General features: G+C 56.7%; 16 protein-coding genes and 1 tRNA gene. 7 read left to right on the top strand and 10 right to left on the bottom strand.

Annotated features, from left to right (window positions below; genetic code table 11):
• Window positions 1-4: 4 nt before the first annotated feature.
• From V6936_RS09410 to dctP, 4 genes are read right to left on the bottom strand one after another with little or no spacing between them, the layout of a single operon-like run.
• Window positions 5-655 carry a GntR family transcriptional regulator gene (locus V6936_RS09410; protein WP_003803434.1) on the bottom strand — a complete coding sequence of 217 codons (651 nt, stop codon included), beginning with the start codon at window positions 653-655 and terminating at the stop codon, window positions 5-7.
• 25 nt (window positions 656-680) lie between these two features.
• Window positions 681-2,000, bottom strand: coding sequence for a TRAP transporter large permease (locus tag V6936_RS09405; protein ID WP_336579781.1), 1,320 nt, complete (start codon window positions 1,998-2,000; stop codon window positions 681-683).
• A complete protein-coding gene (locus V6936_RS09400) occupies window positions 1,997-2,518 on the bottom strand; it encodes a TRAP transporter small permease subunit (protein ID WP_003803430.1) in 522 nt (173 codons plus the stop codon). Before V6936_RS09400 ends, V6936_RS09405 begins: the two co-directional genes overlap by 4 nt.
• Window positions 2,519-2,544: 26 nt before the next feature.
• Complete coding sequence (gene dctP / locus V6936_RS09395; RefSeq protein ID WP_003803428.1) at window positions 2,545-3,603, bottom strand: TRAP transporter substrate-binding protein DctP; 1,059 nt, start codon at window positions 3,601-3,603, stop codon at window positions 2,545-2,547.
• Between the two features lie 550 nt (window positions 3,604-4,153).
• Between dctP and V6936_RS09390 the strand changes: the two genes are divergently transcribed.
• Both V6936_RS09390 and V6936_RS09385 read left to right on the top strand, forming a co-directional pair.
• Window positions 4,154-4,228 (top strand) — tRNA-Arg (locus V6936_RS09390).
• Between the two features lie 1,052 nt (window positions 4,229-5,280).
• On the top strand, window positions 5,281-5,760 hold the full coding sequence (locus V6936_RS09385) for a low affinity iron permease family protein (RefSeq protein ID WP_003803425.1): 480 nt from the start codon (window positions 5,281-5,283) through the stop codon (window positions 5,758-5,760).
• 27 nt (window positions 5,761-5,787) lie between these two features.
• Here V6936_RS09385 and V6936_RS09380 read toward each other — a convergent pair whose 3' ends face one another.
• Window positions 5,788-6,399, bottom strand: a complete 612-nt coding sequence (locus tag V6936_RS09380) for a ferritin-like domain-containing protein (RefSeq protein WP_003803424.1) — start codon at window positions 6,397-6,399, stop codon at window positions 5,788-5,790.
• Between the two features lie 325 nt (window positions 6,400-6,724).
• Between V6936_RS09380 and V6936_RS09375 the strand changes: the two genes are divergently transcribed.
• Window positions 6,725-7,150, top strand: a complete 426-nt coding sequence (locus tag V6936_RS09375; protein WP_003803423.1) for a PACE efflux transporter — start codon at window positions 6,725-6,727, stop codon at window positions 7,148-7,150.
• A 74-nt stretch (window positions 7,151-7,224) separates the two neighbouring features.
• On the opposite strand, the gene V6936_RS09370 is transcribed toward V6936_RS09375, so the two are convergent.
• Window positions 7,225-7,614: a winged helix-turn-helix transcriptional regulator gene (locus tag V6936_RS09370; protein ID WP_003803422.1), complete on the bottom strand. Its 390-nt coding sequence runs from the start codon at window positions 7,612-7,614 to the stop codon at window positions 7,225-7,227.
• Window positions 7,615-7,765: 151 nt separating this feature from the next.
• Here V6936_RS09370 and V6936_RS09365 point away from each other — a divergent pair, with 151 nt between their 5' ends.
• Window positions 7,766-8,377, top strand: coding sequence for an NAD(P)-dependent oxidoreductase (locus tag V6936_RS09365; RefSeq protein ID WP_336579777.1), 612 nt, complete (start codon window positions 7,766-7,768; stop codon window positions 8,375-8,377).
• 496 nt (window positions 8,378-8,873) lie between these two features.
• On the opposite strand, the gene V6936_RS09360 is transcribed toward V6936_RS09365, so the two are convergent.
• The 3 genes from V6936_RS09360 to xerD form a co-directional block, all read right to left on the bottom strand.
• On the bottom strand, window positions 8,874-10,100 hold the full coding sequence (locus V6936_RS09360) for an MFS transporter (protein WP_336579776.1): 1,227 nt from the start codon (window positions 10,098-10,100) through the stop codon (window positions 8,874-8,876).
• Between the two features lie 121 nt (window positions 10,101-10,221).
• Window positions 10,222-10,716 (bottom strand): Cys-tRNA(Pro) deacylase, encoded by a 495-nt coding sequence (ybaK, locus tag V6936_RS09355; RefSeq protein WP_003803417.1) that lies wholly within the window; start codon window positions 10,714-10,716, stop codon window positions 10,222-10,224.
• A 15-nt stretch (window positions 10,717-10,731) separates the two neighbouring features.
• Complete coding sequence (gene xerD, locus V6936_RS09350) at window positions 10,732-11,628, bottom strand: site-specific tyrosine recombinase XerD (protein ID WP_039943829.1); 897 nt, start codon at window positions 11,626-11,628, stop codon at window positions 10,732-10,734.
• A gap of 185 nt (window positions 11,629-11,813) precedes the next feature.
• Here xerD and modA point away from each other — a divergent pair, with 185 nt between their 5' ends.
• Genes modA through V6936_RS09335 form a run of 3 tightly spaced genes read left to right on the top strand, consistent with a single transcriptional unit; the run spans window position 11,814 to window position 13,960 of the window.
• Window positions 11,814-12,563 carry a molybdate ABC transporter substrate-binding protein gene (gene modA, locus V6936_RS09345; protein WP_003803413.1) on the top strand — a complete coding sequence of 250 codons (750 nt, stop codon included), beginning with the start codon at window positions 11,814-11,816 and terminating at the stop codon, window positions 12,561-12,563.
• 18 nt (window positions 12,564-12,581) lie between these two features.
• Window positions 12,582-13,262 (top strand): molybdate ABC transporter permease subunit, encoded by a 681-nt coding sequence (gene modB, locus V6936_RS09340; RefSeq protein WP_336579774.1) that lies wholly within the window; start codon window positions 12,582-12,584, stop codon window positions 13,260-13,262.
• A complete protein-coding gene (locus V6936_RS09335) occupies window positions 13,259-13,960 on the top strand; it encodes an ATP-binding cassette domain-containing protein (RefSeq protein ID WP_003803409.1) in 702 nt (233 codons plus the stop codon). The genes modB and V6936_RS09335 overlap by 4 nt, the downstream gene beginning before the upstream one ends.
• On the opposite strand, the gene V6936_RS09330 is transcribed toward V6936_RS09335, so the two are convergent.
• On the bottom strand, window positions 13,950-14,762 hold the full coding sequence (locus V6936_RS09330) for a TOBE domain-containing protein (protein WP_131071346.1): 813 nt from the start codon (window positions 14,760-14,762) through the stop codon (window positions 13,950-13,952). The genes V6936_RS09335 and V6936_RS09330 overlap by 11 nt on opposite strands.
• Window positions 14,763-14,784 lie beyond the last annotated feature (22 nt).

Genomic DNA, 14,784 nt, shown 5'->3' with positions numbered 1-14,784 from the left:
AGCGTTACTCAATGACTTTGCGGGTGAAGGCACTGAGGTAGGCCATCAGTGTCTCCGAGCCCTGCAAGGCCTTGTCGGGATCGCCGTCCTGAATGCCTTGAGCCAGGGTCAGATGGGCCTGCGCTCCGGCTTCCAGATCGCCTTCATATTGGTAGGCATACCAGAATCGTCGGCATTGAACGATCATGGGGGTGACGGCTTGTACAGCGAAGGTGTTGCGGCAAGCCTGATGGATCACCTCATCCAGATGCTGGTCTGCCAGCATGTAGGCGTCGATGTCTTTGGCGTCGGCGGCGTCTACCATGGCCTGTGCGTGAGCCAGCAAGGTGCTGCGCTGGGCCGGGGTGGCCCAGCGGGCTGCGCCTTGCACAATCAGACGTTCCAGGACCCGACGCGTTTCGATCAGGGTTAAATGCTCTGCTACGCGGATTTCGCTGACGCGCAGCCCGCGGCGGGGTTGCTGCTCGATCAGCCCCAAGGCCACCATGCGCATCAGGGCTTCGCGCAAGGGGGTGCGCCCCAGGCCCGTCATTTCCACCAGATCACTTTCCACAATGGCCTGGCCAGGCTCCAGTTTGAGTGTGGCAATTAACTGCTCAATCGCTTGGTAGGCGACTTCAGCGGCACGAGAAGAGGGGGCGGGGGCGCTACTCACAGGGACTCCAATATAAAAAATGGCATTAGAAGCCGGATACTTGCAGGGGCAGCCAAGTGGCAATTGCCGGGAACAGGGCGACGATCAGCAGGGTCAGCAGTTGGGCAAGAATGAAGGGCAGAACACCCCGGCAAACCTGCCCGTAGCTCATGTCTTTCGGGGCAATCGACAAGAGATAGAAGATCGACGAGGCCAAGGGAGGCGTCAGGTAACTGGTCTGAATCACAACGATGACCATCACGCCAAACCATAAGGGGTCCAGGCCACTTGCCACAATAAAGGGCAGGAACAAGGGCACGCAAATGAGCACGTTGGCGGTCCAGTCCAGCACAAAACCCAGCAGGAACACAATAGCCAGAAACAGGATGATCGTACCGGTACTGCCCAGTCCCAGATCGCTGGTCAGCATTTGCACCAGTCTGGCGCCGCCATTGGCAGCAAACGCCCCGGTAAACATGGTGCCCCCGGCCACAATCAACATGATCATGGCGGTAATGCGCACGGTAATGCGCAAGGCGCCGCTAAAGACCGTCCAGTTGAACTGACGATAGAACATGCACAGAACAGCCGCAGCCGCAGCGCCCAGGGCGGCTGCCTCGGTGGGGGAGGCGATGCCTTTCATCAAGGAGCCCAATACGGCGATGATCAGCAGCATCATGGGAACCAGACCACGCATGGTGATACTGATTTTTTCTCCGATAGGCCGGCGCATGTCCTCGTCATCGGCTCGTGGGCCCAGCTCCGGCTTGAGCGTGGTGGCAATGAGGATATAGGCCACAAACATGCCAGTCATCAGCAGACCGGGAAAAAGCATGGCCGCAAACAATTCCCCTACCGGTACCTGGGCCAGGGAGGCATAGACCACCGCCACCACCGAGGGTGGAATCATGGTGCCTAACGATCCGCCAGCGCAGATCGTGCCTGCAATCAGGGAGTTGTTGTAGCGAAAGCGTTTCATGGCTGGAATGGCCATCAGCCCGACCATGATTTCCACCGCCCCGACCACGCCTGCGGCAGCGGCAAAGGTAGCCGCCATGGCGATGGTGGCAATGGCCAGCCCGCCAGGCAGTCCGCCCAGCCAAAGCTGCATGGTGCGAAACAGGCGTGCAGCAATGCCTGAACGCTCCAGCAAGGCGCCCATCAGCACAAACATGGGAATGGCCGACAGGATATGGTTGGTGGCCGCTCCGTACAAGGCGCCATACATCTGGTCAAAAATCATGGGGCCAAAGGCGTACCACCCTGCCAGAAAGGCGGGCAGAATCAAGGCAAATGCTACCGGCATGCCCTGAAAAATCAGCAGGAACAAGGCTGGGAACATCAGTGCGGCGACCCATAAATTCATGGCGTCACCTCCGTGTGCTCAGGGCCCGCTTGCTTGGCGGCACAGCGCACGCCATGCGCCAGCAGTTGCAGGGTAAAGGCGATCAGGCCCAGGGCGATGCAGGCGTAAAACGGCCACATGAGCGGAGCCCAGGGGCTGACCATCTCGACCTCATTCAGCTTCCAGGCCATCCAGGCTTTGTGAATGCTGACTTTGCTCAACACGGCAAACAAAGGAAACAGCACCAGCAGATACAGGACCAGGTCTGAAATGCGAGCAAAGGACTTGGGCAAGTGCTTGCGAACCACATCAATGCTGATGTGTTCGTTCTGGCGCATGACCCAGGCCGTGCCCAACAGGAAAATGGCACCGTTCATCATGTAGGCCACATCGAACGCCCAGACCGTGGGGGCATGCAGAACGTAGCGTGCAAAGACTTCCCACACCATGGCCGTAACCAGAATGGCTGCGGCCAGTTCTGCCAGCCTGGCGCTGGCAAGGGCGATCAAGTCGATCAGTTTTGAAATAGGCTGCAGCATGGCAGCTCTCCTTCAGAAAGTAGGACTTAGTCGCGGATCAGGTAGTTGCTTTCGCTGCGCCAGCGGTTCAGAAACCCATCGTAGTCGGCGAGCAGGTTTTTCATGTAGTCGTTGCCCGACTGTGCCTGGGCGTCGGCTTTCTTGTGAACCCAGTCATTACCGGCATCGGCCAACTGTTTGATGAAGGCAGGGTCCAGCGTAATGACCTCGTTGCGCCCCTGACGATACTTTTCCATGGCCTTGATGTCGGCGTTATAGAAGTAGTCCAGCGATTGGTGGGTGGTCAGCTCTGCGGCAGCCTCGATAAGCTGTTGCAGATCGGCGGGAACTTTGTCCCAGGTGTCTTGCTTGAGCACGACTTCCCACATGAAGGTGGGCTGGTGTACACCGGGCACGACGATATACTTGGCCGCCTGATGAAAACCTTCGGGCGTGTTCGAGGAGGGGGTGGCCCATTCCACCGCGTCTACCCCTTTGCGCTGCAACAGCGTGTAGGTGTCGCCAGGGGGCACAACCGTGGGAACGGCGCCGAAATAGTCTTTCATCACATCCGCCCAGGCGCCAGACGTGCGGTACTTCAGACCCTTCAGGTCCTCTGCGGTACGGATGGGGGTGTTGGAGTGGGCCATGACTTCCGTGGACCCCAAACCCACAATCATGGTTTTCAGCCCACTTTTGGCGCGCAGCTCCTGCAACTTTTCCTTGCCGCCGCCTTCATACAGCCAGACGCGGTACGCATCGGGCCCCATACCACCCGGATAGCCCGCAAAAATGGCATTGGCCGGGTCCTGATTGACCAGGTAGCTGGAGGTGGAGTGACCCGCTTCCACCACACCTGTCTCTACCGCTTCAAATACCTTGAGGGCGGGCACGATGACTCCGGCCCCAAAGGGTTGGATCTCAACGCGGTCACCCGTCATCAACTTCACATTCTTTGCAAAGCGCTCCAGAAAGTTCTGGTAGAACGGAGAACCCTCAGGTACGGAAGTGGGAACGCGCCAGCTGATTTCGGCCGCCTGTGCCAGGCTCATGCCGCCCAGTAAAAACAAGCCGGCAAGCGTGGATGCACCAAGTTTGGTTTTCATGTTTGTCTCCAGTGGTTTTTTTATCGTCCCGCTCTGTCAGGGGCCTGAGGCCATGGCGAGAGCATGGAAAACATCTTAATATTTTATAAATATATTAACAACATATTTAGATTGGGGTTTGTCCTAAACCGTTGTGCAGGGCTAGCCGGTGGCTCAGGCAGACGGAGAGGCTTGGAGAGGGAGACCTGCGCCACTTGTTAAATAGCAGGTCGATGTGTACCGAGGAGCCTAGGGCGCGACGCACGCGGTGCGCCGGGGGAGGGATACGGATGAGGGGGCTTTTCGATGGCCCGCGAACGGACTGGATCGTGGGTTTGCGTGTTTCGGGTCTTTCGTCGCTGCGGTCTAGCTGATACACTTTGCGGCTGCTTTTCTGCATGAAGCGCCGTGGGTGGTTGATAATCCGTCAGACGCGGTAAGGCCTAACCAGAAAGTGTGTTTGCGGTCATTTTGCAGTCGATGGGGCAGAACGGGGGCTTAACCCTCCCCTCTCGTTTGTGCTTATGTGTACGTGTCGACTCTGCATTGCTGGCTGGCAGAAACGCCCGCCGGGCCCATAGTTAAATGGATATAACTTTCCCCTCCTAAGGGAAGATTGCAGGTTCGATTCCTGCTGGGCCCGCCATTGCTGGGTAGGAAGCCGATCTGGCTGTATCGTCCGCCACGCTTCTTTTTGACACCCCAGACGTTCCCTCCTGATGTGATCCCTGACATTCTGCGCAGAATCGAGGGCTTGGCGTGTGTCCACCTCTTTTCAGGGAGCCAGCCTTGTCACGTGAAAAACAAGGCTGGCGGCAGACCCGCGCCCGGCGGGTCCGGCCAACAAGGCGGAAGATCGCAGTGGTGGCGAAAGCGCATCGCGCTAATGGAGAGGTCGCTTGCCTAGTTCCTTGAGCGAGTGACGGTGCGCGTTGGCTGCACTCCATGTGCTGACCGAGTTTCGTGTGGAAGACAGGTAGTCATTTAAATCCCCGCTCCAAAGTTTGAATCCCAGGCAACTTTCCCATTTGTCTTGCTGATAAAGCCAGTAAGTTTGGCAGACGGTGCAGCAAAACAGACTTTGTATTCCTTGAGCCCCGCAGTTTTCTGCCTGGGTGACGCGTTTCATATAGGTATGTTTTGGGGTGTGCGCCTTGGAAAGAGGCAGGTTTTGGCACAAAATGCACATGCCTTTATGGTCGATTTTGCCCACTTCTTGCTCCTTTTTAAATAAAGGCGATGAATAGGGTGTTTGAAAAAAGACTGCAAGCTACTTTCTACAAAAACTATCAAACTGAAAGCAAGCTAGTCAGACCGCATCTTACAAATCTTGATGTGTCTTGGGTAGTGTCACCTGTAAAAAAATATTTCGTTCGCAAACAGCCGTAAATCGAGGGGGCCAGCAAGCCTTGGAAACGTTTGCTTATGCTCAGACATTGCCCGCTTGCCGCAGGCCTGAGCCGCGCTGCAACAAGTCTGCGCAGCCGCAAGGCATGTGAGCTTTCGCGCCTTGTGCTCAGTTGCTGGCTTTGGGGGCCGTCAGGGCGAAAGGGGCAGCGTACGTGTGGTTTACCGAGCCATCGGGCGGAAAACGTGTCATGGTTTGAAACCTGTTTTAATTTTGCCCAGTTTCGTTTTTATTTGAAATATATGCGGCTAAGCCCGGACTACACTGCCTTTATTTAGGAGGGATTAGCCATGAAAAACGACAAGGATTTTCTGGGCAAGGACGAGATGTTTTCCTCGGATTGTCGGGATCAGTCGCCACCGTTTGTGAAACCTTGCAAACCTGATTCCATAGACGGTTTTTTCGACCGTTTCGCCAAGGCAGTGACACGCTTTGCCGGCTCTCCTATCATGTTTTCCGTTGCGGTGCTGGCTGTGCTGGTATGGGCCTTGTCCGGCCCTTATTTTAATTATTCGGAAACCTGGCAGCTAATTATCAATACCGGCACCACCATTATTACGTTTTTAATGGTGTTCTTGATTCAGCAAAATCAAAACAAGGACAGCAAGGCCATACACATCAAGCTCGATGAACTTATTATTTCCTTGACGGATGCCAATGAGCGTCTGATTGATGTGGAAGAGCTGGATGAGAAACAGCTCAAGAAGCTGGAGGCCTACTATTCTGCGATTGCCTTGAAGGCACGCCGCCGTCTGGATGGGGACGCATAAAGAAAAAGGGCCGTAAGGCCCTTTTTATTAAAGCATTTTGCTGCGTTGCTGCTCGGCCCGTGAGGCTCCGATTGGTGTTTCGACCTGTTTTTGCTCTTCCGGTGGGGGCAGCACGGCGGGAAAGCCCAAGGACTGAATCCAAAGTTCGCGTGACCAGCCTTGCGTATGGTAGAGGTGGTGACCTTCATCGGGCGCGACTGCATCATGGGCCTGTTTAAGCAAGGAGGCCAGTGTCTTGTCCTTGCTTTGTTCGCCAACCAGTCCAATCAACTGCCAGTTCAGGTGATCTTTGGTTTCGGCCAGAATGACACATTCAGAGGCCACCAGCTCAGCAGCGTTGGGGTCGCCCGCTTGCTTGGCCAGTTCCATGGCCTTGACCAGCGCCGTGGCGATATGCTTTAAGACTTGTCGGCCAGGAGTTTGCTTGGCAGGGTCCAGGTTCAGCTGCTCGAAAATACGCATTAACACTTGTTGATGTGTCATGGTTTCGTCCAGATAGCCTTCCCATTCTTTTTTCAGGTCCGGGTTCTGTGCGCAGGAGATGGCCGACTTATAGACTAGTTCCCCGCCTAATTCGGTTTCCAGGGCTTGATACAGAAGTTCATGCAGCTGTTCGGTGTTGGCTTTATGGCTTGTCATCGTTCGCTCCAGTCCAAAAGTTAAGGTAGGAAGCTTCACCTTAAAGGCTCTGGCGCTAACAGATTATGCGATTTGATGGGGAGTGATACGGGCTGTGAATGACGTAAGCCCCAGGTAACAAACGGCGTGTGTTCAGGTTGAAAAGGCTTATTGCCGATGACTGGCTAAAGCCCTTGCCGGCTTGTGGTAGGATTGTGCGCTTTATCGCAGTGACGGTGCCGGCTCAAAGGGCTGCCGCAGCGGGCTGCGACTCATTGTTGAACGCATCGTCTCGTCCGGCTGGGTGTTCTCCAGTGCCAGGCTGATGCACTGCAGCAGGGTAGTCATGACACTCCAAGGTTGGAAACGCCGCGTTTTTTACGTGGGTTTGTTTGAGTTTTTTGCTATTGTTTTTTCATCCTTCTTGCTGGCGTATTTTGCCGGGGGCAAGGCATCCGAGTCCGCCCCTATCGCTGTGGCGATCTCAGTCATTGCGATAGTCTGGAATTATGTGTTCAACACGGCGTTTGAACACTGGGAGGCCCGACAAACCGTCAAGGGCCGCAGCCTGTTACGCCGCAGTGTGCATGCCATTAGTTTCGAGGCCGGCCTGGTGGTGTTTATCGTGCCTTTGTACATGTGGTGGTATCAGGTTGGCCTGTTGGAGGCTCTGCGTATGGAAGTGGCCATTCTAGTGTTCTTCCTGATTTACTCCTTCATCTTCAGTTGGACGTTTGACCGTGTGTTTGGCTTGCCGGCCAGCGCCGCCTGAGCCTGGGGGTCGATGAAAAAGCCGCGTAAAGCGGCTTTTTTCTTATCCGGCCAGGGCTGGGCTGCCCGGTCTGTTCAGCCCAGTTCAGCTTGCCGGCGTGCCTGGCAGATGCGGGCGTGATGGATATCGGCCCATTTCACCAGTTCTCTCATGGGCGTCAGAAAGGACTGCCCCAGGTCAGTGAGTGTGTACTCCACGCGCGGCGGGACTTCCGCATAGAGCGTTCGCTGAACAAACCCGTCTGTTTCCAGGCGTTTGAGAGTCCGTGAGAGCATTTGGCGCGATATATCACCAATTTCCCGGCCTAGCTCATTAAATCGCAGGGTGCCTGGCGCCAGGGCTTCCAGAATCAGCAGGCTCCACTGGTCGCCAATGCGATCCAGCACATCTCGAATGGGGCAGGGCTGCGCAAATTCTTCTTGCAAAGGACGGGGAGCGGGTGGAGCAGTGCTCGATGAGGGCATGGCTGAGGATCTTCCTGGGTTCAATAGTCACCTTCGTGTGACCTGGTCTGGCCGATGTGACTTCTTGTGGTCGCTCAAAAAACTGTCTAGCATCACACTTAATGGTCTATTTTATAGACCAGGTCTTTATTTGAGCACACAAGGAGCGTTTATGTCTCGTATTGCATTGATAGGGGCTTCTGGCGAAGTCGGCTCACGCCTGTTAAAAGAGCTGTCGGATCGTGGTCATACGGTGACAGCGATTGCCCGCCATCCCGAAAAAATAGTCAGCCTGCCCAATGTCAGGGCTGTTCAGGGTGATGTGAATGATCTGGATGGATTGATCGCACTGTTGAAAGGACACGATATTGCGGTCAGCGCAGTTCGTTTTGTGTCCTCAGATCCTTCCAAGCTGATTACGGCGGTTCGGGCGGCCGGTGTGCCGCGTTATCTGGTGGTGGGTGGCGCAGCCAGTCTGGACGTGGCCCCCGGTCAGCGATTGATTGATCAACCTGCCTTCCCGGATGCTTATCGAGCCGAGGCGCTGGGTGGCATCGCCTTTCTGGATCAACTGCGTCAAGAAAAAGAGCTGGACTGGACGTTCTTGTCGCCCTCCGCCGAGTTTGGCCCCGGCCAGCGCACGGGCACGTTCCGTATTGGTACAGACAGTCTTTTGGTTTCCGACCAAGGCAGCAGGATTTCTTACGAGGATTACGCCGTCGCGTTGGTCGACGAAATTGAGCGACCGGCTCATTCGCGACAGCGCTTTACCGTCGGTTATTGAGCCAGGAGCGGGATAGTGGGAGGATGTGATCTGATGGGTATCTCCAATTTTGTGGGCGGGCTTTTTCTGGTTGGGCACAAATGCAGCGTTGGCTGTCAATTCGCAAACTCGTGATGGGGGCAGGAAGAACGCCATCGTAAGTGAGTGATCGATTTTTACGATAGCGTCTTTAAACCGTACCGTATCGGGTTCAGGAAGCCGTGTTTGTCGCGCCGAGGACTATATCCAGCCCCATCCGCAAGCGCCAGACGGCACGATCATGGAGCCTTGGGTGGTGATTCAGGCTGTGCCGCAGGCCACCATTACTATCAACACCCTGTTTCAAGCCCAGTTGCGTGGGCTTGATGCTCTGCGCCGGTGTAAAGAGGGCGTATGGGTACCAGAAATAAAAGACCCGCCATCACTGACGGGTCTTTTTGTTGTAGGGGCAGTTAAAAGGACTGTTTTACGGACCAGCGTTTTTGCTGTTGTTTGGCAGGGTTTCACGTCCGGCCGCCTAAGCCGTCTGCATCCTGATCTTGGCTTCGCGGATCGGCAGATTGACGATGGCGGCCAAGGTGGCCAACGCAATATCGGCCCACCACATCCAGCTATAGTCCCCGAATCGGGTTAAGGTAATACCGCCTAGCCAGGCCCCTAGAAAACCGCCAATCTGGTGTGAGAACAAGGCCAGACCAAACAAAGTAGCCAGATAGCGTGTGCCAAATAGCTTGGCGACAATATTGGCCGTCGGCGGCACGGTAGCCAGCCAGGTCAAGCCCAGGCCCACCGCAAAAATATAGAACACCAGATCGGTTTTGGGCATCATCAAGTACCACAGAATCAGTACGGCCCGCGACGCATACATCAATGCCAATACGTATTTGCTGCGCCAGCGGGCAATGCAGGAACCGGCGGCAATGCTGCCAAAAATGTTTGCCAGACCAATCAGTGCCAGCGACCAGCTGGCTACCGAAGGGGGCAGGCCGCACAGATCAATTTCGCCCGGCAGATGCGTGACCAGAAAGGCAATATGAAAGCCACAGGTGAAAAACCCCAGGCTCAGCAGCAGGTAGCTGCGATCTTTCATGGCATTTTTGAGGGTCTGGGCCAGGCCTGGCCCGCTGGCAGGCGGTGCCGGCGTGAAGGCCACTGCTTTCTGGGCCTTGTTGCCCACGCTGAGTTTGCGAATCAGTGGCAAGGTCAGCAATGCCGTTAGCGCCAGGACCCAAAACGTGGACATCCAGCCGACCCAGCCGATCAGTTTTTGAACCACAGGTGCAAAGACAAACTGGCCGAAAGAGCCGCCTGCATTGATCAGACCCGACGCCTGTCCACGCGCATGATCGGGAATGCGCTGGGCGGCGGCACCAATCAGCGTCGAGAAGCTGGCGGCGCCCGAGCCGATATTGGCCAGCAGCCCCAGCGTCAGTGTCAGGCCCAGGCCGGTGCCAATAAAAGGGCTTACCGCGCAACCCAGAGCCAGAATCAGCAGGCCCGCGATCAGTACCCGATCGGGGCCCCAACGGTCAGAGCACGCACCGGCAATCGGCTGGATTGCGCCCCAGGCCAGTTGCCCCACGGCCATGGCAAAGCTGATGGACAGGATGCCCATGCCGGTTGCTTTATCGATGGGGCCAACGAACAGGCCAAAGGATTGACGTATCCCCATGGTGACCATCAGGATGCCAGCAGCAGCCAGGGTCACCGTCATGACGGCAGGCTGGCGCAAAGATTGAAACATGGGGTCCCCTCTGATTATGCAGGCCTGAATTATCTGGCGAAAAGCCAGGCCGGTGCAATCACCTGGCCGGATGTGACGCGACTGGGCGGACAGTGTGGCTACATCTTGCCGCCCGATGCGCTCAGCCTTTTTCCAGACCGGCCTGTACCGGGCGCGCTCCCAGCACGTCGATCAGTACCTGGGGATGAATACCCAGCAAATAACCGCGTCGTCCGCCATTAATGTAAATGGTCTCGAACGCCAGCAATTCTTCTTCTAACCAAACGGGCATGGCTTTACGGGTAGCAAAGGGTGAGGTGCCGCCGACCAGATAGCCGGAATGCCGCTGGGCGACTTCGGGTTTGCAGGGGGCGATTTTTTTTGCCCCGGTTTGCCGAGCCAGGTTTTTGGTGGAGACTTCGCGGTCGCCGTGCATGACGATAATCAAGGGTTTGGCGTTTTCATCTTCCATGATCAGGGTCTTGGCGACCCGGTGCAGGTCCAGGCCCAACTGGGCTGCCGCTTCCATGGCTCCGCCGTGGTCGACATAGTTGTAGCTGTGCTCGCTAAAGGAAATGCCTTTTTTACGCAGCCACTGTGTGGCCGGTGTTTCGCTGACGTGTTTTTCTTTTGCCATATCGTGCTTGGGCGCTCAGGCGCGTGGGTGATGGGCCGCGTGCAGTGCTTTCAAGCGTTCACGCGCCACATGAGTATAAATCTGGGTGGTGGAAATGTCGGCATGTCCCAGAAGCATCTGCACCACGCGCAAGTCCGCCCCATGATTGAGCAGATGAGTGGCAAAGGCATGGCGAAGAACATGCGGGGACAAGGGGGCCAGGATACCGGCCTGGAGTGCATATTTTTTGACGATCAGCCAAAAAGACTGTCGGCTCATGCAGGTGCCGCGACCGGTAATAAACACAAAGTCGCTGCGCCGCTGTCCCAGTAAAGCGGGTCGGGCTTCGCGTAGATACCGGTCGACCCAGTGCATGGCTTCCTGCCCCAGGGGAACCAGCCTGTCTTTGCCTCCCTTGCCTTGGTCAATACGCAGTACGCCATCACTCAGGCTCAGGTTCTGCAAGGGTAATTCAGTCAGTTCGGTGACACGCAAACCGCAGGCATACAAGGTCTCCAGCATGCAGCGGTCGCGCAAGCCCAGGGGATGGTGGATATCTGGTGCGGCGAGCAGACGCTCGACCTGTTCTTCAGACAAGGTATGCGGGACACGCGGCGCCTGACGGGCACTGCTCAGTTCCAGGCAGGGGTCGTCCTGGCGCATGCCTTCCTGTACCGTCCAGTTGTAAAAGCGACGCAAGGTGGCCAGCCGCCGGTTGGCGGTGCTGGCCTTGCTCTGATCGGCTTGACTGGCCATCCATTCGCGCAAATCGCTGGCTTGCAGCTGTTCCAGGGCTTTGCCGTCGCGTTCGCGCTGCGCCCATTCCTGCAGGCGTTCCAGATCCTGCCGATACGCCTGCTGCGTGTTGGCGGCTAGGCCGTCTTGCAACCAGAGCATGGTGATGAAATCGGATATCAGACTGGCTGGCGTCATGAAAGAAAAGTGCTCAAGCGTGGCTGTCAGCGTGCCGTGGGCAACGCGGATCACAGGGGAAAGCCGCCATGCTATCACTCCCGGATGATGAACTTCATTCGGCAAGGGGCGCTGACTTGCGCTATATACCTATATATATTTCCTGATTATACTCATGCCCTACACCCGTTCCGGAGGAGAAAATCATGTTCAAACGTGTCGTATCGGTAGCCGCCTTATCCCTGTTTCTGCAAGGCACAGCCCAAGCCGATGAGTTGGTGGTGGCCGCTGCTGCCAGCCTGACCAATGCCTTCAAGGAACTGGCAGGCCAGTTTGAGGCTGAAAACCCGGGCACCAAAGTGCTGACCAGCTTTGCCGCCTCGGACGTGTTGCTGCAGCAGATCATCAACGGTGCCCCCGTGGATGTGTTCGCCTCGGCAGATCAGAAGGCCATGAACAAGGCCGAGCAGGCCAAGGTGCTTGACCCTGCTACACGCAAGAATTTTGTACAAAATCAGGTTGTGCTGATTGTGCCTGCTGACAATCCTGCCAAAGTGACCAATGCCGGCGATCTGGGCAAGCCCGAAGTCAAGCGCGTGGCTTTGGGCAACCCTGCTGTCGTCCCCGTTGGCCGCTACACCCAGGCGGCTTTGGAAAAAGCCGGGCAGTGGGAAGCCGTGAAGCAACGCGAGATTCTGGGGCAGAATGTGCGCCAGGTGCTCGATTATGTGGCTCGGGGGGAGGTGGAAGCCGGGTTTGTGTTCGCAACGGATGCTGCCATCATGAGCGACAAGGTTCAGGTGCTGGAAGTACTCAAGACGACCGAGCCGGTCACTTACCCCATCGCGCTGGTCCAGCGTGATGGTCGTCACGACAAGGCGCAGGCCTTCCAGGATTTCGTCATGTCCGAGTCTGGCCAGGCAGTGCTGGCAAAATACGGTTTTGCCCAACCTTGACAGGATATTGATTGCAGGATGACTTCACTTTGGATTCCCCTGAGCCTATCGCTCAAGGTCGCCGGTTGGGCGACCCTGCTGGCCTGTGTGCTGGGTATAGGGCTGGCCTATGCCCTGTCGCGCTGGCAGTCGCGCTGGTGCGATCTGCTCGACTCCGTCCTGACCTTGCCCATGGTTTTACCCCCTACGGTGATCGGCTATTACCTGCTGGTTCTGCTGGGCCGGCGCAGCAGTGTGGGTCAGTGGCTCTCCAGCATGGGGATTGAACTGGTGTTTACCTGGCAGGGGGCGGTAATAGCTGCGACGGTGGTCGCTTTCCCGATGATACTGAAAGCGGCCCGCGCCGCGTTTGAGGATGTGGACCCGCGTTTGGAAAATGCTGCCAGTGTGCTGGGCCTCAAACCCTTGGCGATCTTTTTTCGTGTCAGCCTGCCTCTGGCGGCGCGTGGCATTATGGCCGGCGTCTTGCTGGCCTTTGCCCGTGCCCTGGGCGAGTTTGGGGCGACCTTGATGATTGCCGGCAGCATACCGGGTCGTACCCAGACCATGTCGATTGCCATTTACGAGGCCGTCCAGGCGGGCGAGGATCAGCGGGCCCTGGTGCTGGTGGCGATTATTTCAGTGACGTGCGTACTGGTCTTGTGGAGTACCAGTGCGCTGTCACCACGTCATGTGCGTCGTAAAAGAGGGATGCAATGAGCCTGACGGTACAGATTCAACGCAGCGTGTTCAGCGAGGCGCGCCGCTTCGAGCTGAATATACAGATTCAGACCGAAGCCCGTCATATCGCCCTTTATGGGCCTTCGGGTTCGGGCAAGTCTTTGACGGTGCAAAGTGTGGCCGGTTTGTTGCGTCCTGAGCGTGGCCGCATCCAGATTGACGGGCAGCTTTATTTCGATTCCGAGGCAGGCATCAATCTGAAGCCGCGCGAGCGCCGGGTCGCTTATCTGTTTCAGGATTATGGTCTGTTTCCGCATCTGACTGCTGCACAAAATATCTGCTTTGGCCTGAACAAGGGTTTGTTCAATCGCTCTGTACGGACCCTGCCCGCCGCCGCCCAGCGATGGGTCGAAGCGTTTGAGCTGGAGTCGGTGCTTGGCAGCTACCCAGCCCAGTTATCAGGCGGGCAAAAGCAACGCTGTGCCTTGGCACGGGCCCTGGCGCTTGAACCGCGGTTACTGTTGCTGGATGAGCCTTTGGCTGCGCTGGATCAGGACTTGCGCAGCCGTTTGCGCGCCGAGCTGGCCCAGTTGCAAAAGCAGATTGATATTCCTACCATCCTGATTACCCATGACCCCGAGGATGCCCGGGTGCTGGTCGAGGAGGTCTATCGCATTCGGGATGGGCGCGTCCTGGAGTGCTGTGCCAGCGCGGACTTGAGCGCGCTTACAGCGTAGCAATCATCACACTGGACGCTTTGAACAGGGCATAGGCTGCCTGGCCTGCTTTCAGTTGTAGATGCTCGGTGCTGTCCAGCGTGATGCTGGCAGTGACTGCCAGGCCCTGTGGCAGCTCCAGGCGGACTTCGGCATTGACCGCACCGTTAATGACATCCGTAATCGTGCCAGGCAACTGATTGCGTGCGGAGAGCGTGCTGCGTGTGTCACTGGTCCCAATCATGATCGAGGACGATTTCAGAAAGGCCAGCACTTTCTGTCCTTCGCGCAAGCCCAGGTTCTCAGTGCTTTCATGGGTGATGGAGGCCACAACCGTTTGGCCCTGGCCAATGTCCACATGAATTTCATCGTTGACGGCACCGGCCTTGATCGAGGTGACGATGCCGGGAAGCTGGTTGCGAGCCGAGGTTTGCATAATCATGGTTTGGAGTAACTCCATCTGAGTGGCTACGGTAGGCATCAAACGGCCAATACGGTTCATGAAACGCTGGTGCAGCCGGTCATAGGTCTGATAGAGCTCCAGCAGTTCTTCGGCTTTTGGGGTCAGGGTGGCACCGCCGCCGCGATGGCCTCCGGTGCTGCGCAGCACCAGGGGTTCGCCCGCCATATTGTTCATGATGTCGATGGCGTCCCAGGCCGCCTTGTAGCTGATGCCAATATGGCGAGCCGCGGCAGAGATCGAGCCTTGCTCAGCAATGGCAGCCAGCAAAGCCATGCGGCGTGCGCTGCCCCAGGTATGGTCGCCAGTACGCAGCGACAAGCTGCCGGTTAATTCAGTGTTGGGGGTGTTTGAGCTAGACATGGTGCTAAGTGTAAGTGCGGGA

It is taken from the genome of Alcaligenes sp. CHO6, assembly GCF_037120595.1.
Lineage (GTDB): Bacteria > Pseudomonadota > Gammaproteobacteria > Burkholderiales > Burkholderiaceae_B > Alcaligenes > Alcaligenes ammonioxydans.
This window is presented reverse-complemented; position numbering and strand designations above follow the sequence as displayed.